Genomic DNA, 3515 nt, shown 5'->3' on the forward strand with positions numbered 1-3515 from the left:
TGCCGCAGGGCCCAGGACTGGTGAAGCATCCGGGGGTGCCTATAGGATTCGCTCGCAACGTAGCTCTTTCGAGCTGAGTCGGGTCAACTAAGCATGAATTCCGTCTCCTTCTTTCATGCCTGCCACTTTAGTGGCGGGTGATTGACTCGTTCCTTTTCGATGCTTGCCTTAACGGGTCACGAAGATAGCAGTCTCCGCCCCTGCTGTCATCCCTCGTGCACCAGAGCTTGGCTTAAGAGAGGTAAACTGACGTCGTAACGGTAGCTGGTCCCGGAATGATTATCATCAAATTCAAAGACCTGATGATGAATGGCCTGATTTTGCAGCTTCTGCTTGAGCTGGCGCATGCCGAAATGCAGGTGATACTGATCCTTATTGCCGCAGTCCAGGTACAGATAACGAAGTTGCTGAAGCGCTTCTCGGTATTGACTTTGCTCCATCCTCACGACCGGATCATGCGCCAGCCACTGCTGCCAGATTTTTTCATCCAGCGCCCCGGTCATCGGATCAATGGGCAATCGATAACCATCAGGCGCGGTGGCATCGGGACTATAGGAGGCGGCCATGCCCAGCAGCATAAGGATGTGCACATCCTTGCCACCAATTTTGGGTCCCTTGCGCAAGGCGTTGAGATAACCGCTAACGCTGCCGGAATGCCGAGCCAGAGCATAACAAAGATCGACGAGGTCGCGACGATAAAGAAGGTCAAAGCCCATATCCCCCGAGTGACAAGCGACAGCGGCGAAGCTTCCAGGGGCATCCATGGCCAGACGCAGGGCCCCAAAACCTCCCGACGATCGACCAAAGACGGCCCGCGAGGCAGCGCCCTTGAGGACCGGATAATTGGCTTCGATATGCGGAATCAATTCCTGAACGATATGATCCGCATGCCGTCCCAGATAAGATGAGTTGATATACTGGCTGCCGCCAAATTCCGTAAAGAGATCCGGGCATACAACGATGCAGGGCTTCAAAGCTCCGGCATCCATGAGGCGCTGCAGACGGTTCGGTAGACTTTCCTTGAAGGGCTCCCAATCCATCTGCTGGCGGCCGGCACTGGTCCACGGGGCCAGTCCATAAAGCACCGGAAATCGCCGATCCGGGGATTCAAGCGAGGCAGCGGGTAGGAAGACAGTGACCGGCCGCACACTTTCGACACCCGCTGGATTGCCCTGGAGAACAGCACTTTGGACCCACTCCGTCACGATACGATATCGCGGCCGACTGTCTTTTATCGTGGTTAGCAATGAATTTTCCTCCAGCTTTCGTTATGATCGGGTGGAATGCTGTTCCACTCCATGAGGTAGCTATGGATTTTGCCTACGGCGCACGCGTCGTCAACATGATGATTGCCTTGATCATCGCTCTGACCTTTCACGAGGCGGCTCACGCCCTGATGGCAAGGCTGCAGGGTGACCGGACACCCCAGATCGATGGACGTTTGACTTTGAATCCCGTACCACACATCGATCCAGTAGGAACCCTAATTTTTCCATTGATCGGGGCCATGCTCGGCGGCTTTATCTTTGGCTGGGCCAAGCCTGTCAGTGTTGATCCTCGTAATTTCCGCGATCAAAAATGGGGTCAGGTTCTCGTGGCCGCTTCGGGCCCTGCCTCAAACCTTCTGCTGAGTATTGTGGCTTTGATCGGCATGCATTTCTTAAGTGGCGCCCAGGACGGTTCGGTCACAATCGGTTTTTATCGCCTCGCCGAACAGCTGGTCTGGATCAATGCCATCCTTGCCATCTTTAATATGCTGCCCGTTTATCCTCTGGATGGCGGCACGATCGTCTATGAACTGCTGTCGCATGATATGCGCCGCAAATACGAAGAGTACGTGATTCCCTACGGTGGATTTGTGCTGCTGGGTCTGATGCTGGTCGGTGGACTCAGCTGGCTCGGTTATGTCGCGGGCTTTTGGGTGCTCCTCGCACGTTGGATGGTTGGCCTTGTTTTGTGATCGGAGGATCCTGTGAAAATCGTTGGAATCAATCATTTGGGTCTGGCTGCCAAGGATCCCGTGAAGGCCCGCTGGTTTTTGTCCGAAATTCTGCAGCTGCCCTTCCTCGGTGAAGAGCTGGTGAAAGAACAGAAGACCAACACGATCATGTTCGAATCATCCGTAAGCCCAGCGATCAGCAGCGCAAGGCTGGAAATCGTCGCCAATCAGGACGGCGAGGATGGACCGATCAAAAAATTCGTGGAAACCAAGGGTGGCGGGATTCATCACATGGCCTTGTCTGTGGATGATCTGGATCAGGCTTTGGTGGAGCTGAAAGCCAAGGGCGTTGAGCTGATCGATGAGAAGCCACGCTATGGGGCCCACAACAGTCGCATCGCTTTCATTCATCCTCGGGCCACCGGCGGCATTCTCATTGAGCTGGTTCAGGTCACGGCGGAACATGGATGAAAAAGTCGCAGGAACGCGGACCTGTTCGATTGAATTTCTGGAGCAGCCTGGCCGTGGCCTTTCCCCTCGGCCTGGCTCCCAAAGCGCCGGGAACATTCGGCAGCCTCGCCGGTATTCCGGTGGGGATTTTCTTTTTTAACTATGGGCATACGCTGGCGGCACGTTGGGGTTGGTCCGCCTGGCTGGTACAAATTCTTCTCCTGAGTCTTCTCGGGATTCTGTCCTGGTGGTGCATCGAGCGCACGGAAAAATTTTGGAATACGCATGATGATGGACGAATCGTTATCGATGAGGTGCTGGGGCAGGCCATTCCTCTGAGTTTCATAGCTGCCGACTGGAAAATCGTTCTCGCTGCGTTTGCTCTGTTTCGCTTCTTTGATATTGTGAAACCGGGGCCGATTGGTTGGGCGGATCGGGAATTGCCGGGAGCCTGGGGCACATTGATCGATGATGTCATCGCCGGAATTTTTGCCTGGGCTGTCCTCGCTTCAGGCCACGCGCTGTTTCTCTTCCTGCAAAAGCCGGAATAAAACCATTTCGCCGGCAAGGCCTTTGAGCTTGTAACTGCCGGCTGCTTCCCAAGTAATCGAGCCCAGATAATCCCGGACCATCGAGGTGACCAGAATCTCGCCGGGTTTCGCTTGGGTTTCAACGCGCGATGCAATATTTACGGTATGACCGATGGCTGTGTAATCGGAACGCAGTTGACTGCCGAAGCTGCCAACCAGAGCCGGCCCCCGGTTGATGCCAATGCGCATTTGAAATTCATGATTGAATTCGGCTTTCCATTTCCGGTTAAGCTCCTGCAGACCATGCTGCATGCGCAGGGCACAGCGACAGGAACGTTCGGCCTGTTCAAAAGCCGGCAATTCGCGCGGCGCACCAAAGATCACCATAATGCCATCGCCGAGAAACTTGTCGATGGTACCACCTTCATCGAAAATAATTTGCGTCATCAGGGCGAGAAACTCATTCAATGTTTTGGCCACGCGCTGCGGTCCAATCCATTCGGTAGCCGCAGTAAAAGAACAAAGATCAGCAAAGCAAATGGTCACATCGCGCATGGACGGTTGATCATTGAAAGCCTGTTTGCCGGCCACCAGGT

The 3515-nt window shown here is 54.4% G+C and carries 5 protein-coding genes; 3 read left to right on the forward strand and 2 right to left on the reverse strand.

Annotated elements, in window-relative coordinates:
• Nucleotides 1–206 precede the first annotated feature (206 nt).
• The gene (locus tag VE954_RS04030) at nucleotides 207–1247 is read right to left on the reverse strand and encodes an alpha/beta hydrolase (RefSeq protein WP_324949916.1); all 1041 of its coding nucleotides are present in this window, start codon (nucleotides 1245–1247) and stop codon (nucleotides 207–209) included.
• A gap of 62 nt (nucleotides 1248–1309) precedes the next feature.
• On the opposite strand from VE954_RS04030, the gene VE954_RS04035 reads away from it, so the two are divergent.
• Genes VE954_RS04035 through VE954_RS04045 form a run of 3 tightly spaced genes read left to right on the forward strand, consistent with a single transcriptional unit; the run spans nucleotide 1310 to nucleotide 2940 of the window.
• A complete protein-coding gene (locus tag VE954_RS04035; protein ID WP_324949917.1) occupies nucleotides 1310–1960 on the forward strand; it encodes a site-2 protease family protein in 651 nt (216 codons plus the stop codon).
• A 12-nt stretch (nucleotides 1961–1972) separates the two neighbouring features.
• Nucleotides 1973–2410, forward strand: a complete 438-nt coding sequence (locus VE954_RS04040) for a VOC family protein (RefSeq protein ID WP_324949919.1) — start codon at nucleotides 1973–1975, stop codon at nucleotides 2408–2410.
• The gene (locus tag VE954_RS04045; protein ID WP_324949921.1) at nucleotides 2407–2940 is read left to right on the forward strand and encodes a phosphatidylglycerophosphatase A; all 534 of its coding nucleotides are present in this window, start codon (nucleotides 2407–2409) and stop codon (nucleotides 2938–2940) included. Before VE954_RS04040 ends, VE954_RS04045 begins: the two co-directional genes overlap by 4 nt.
• Here VE954_RS04045 and VE954_RS04050 read toward each other — a convergent pair.
• On the reverse strand, nucleotides 2899–3515 hold a 617-nt coding region (locus tag VE954_RS04050), incomplete at its 5' end, for an adenylate/guanylate cyclase domain-containing protein (protein WP_324949923.1). The genes VE954_RS04045 and VE954_RS04050 overlap by 42 nt on opposite strands.

Source organism: Oligoflexus sp., assembly GCF_035638955.1.
Taxonomy (GTDB): domain Bacteria; phylum Bdellovibrionota_B; class Oligoflexia; order Oligoflexales; family Oligoflexaceae; genus Oligoflexus.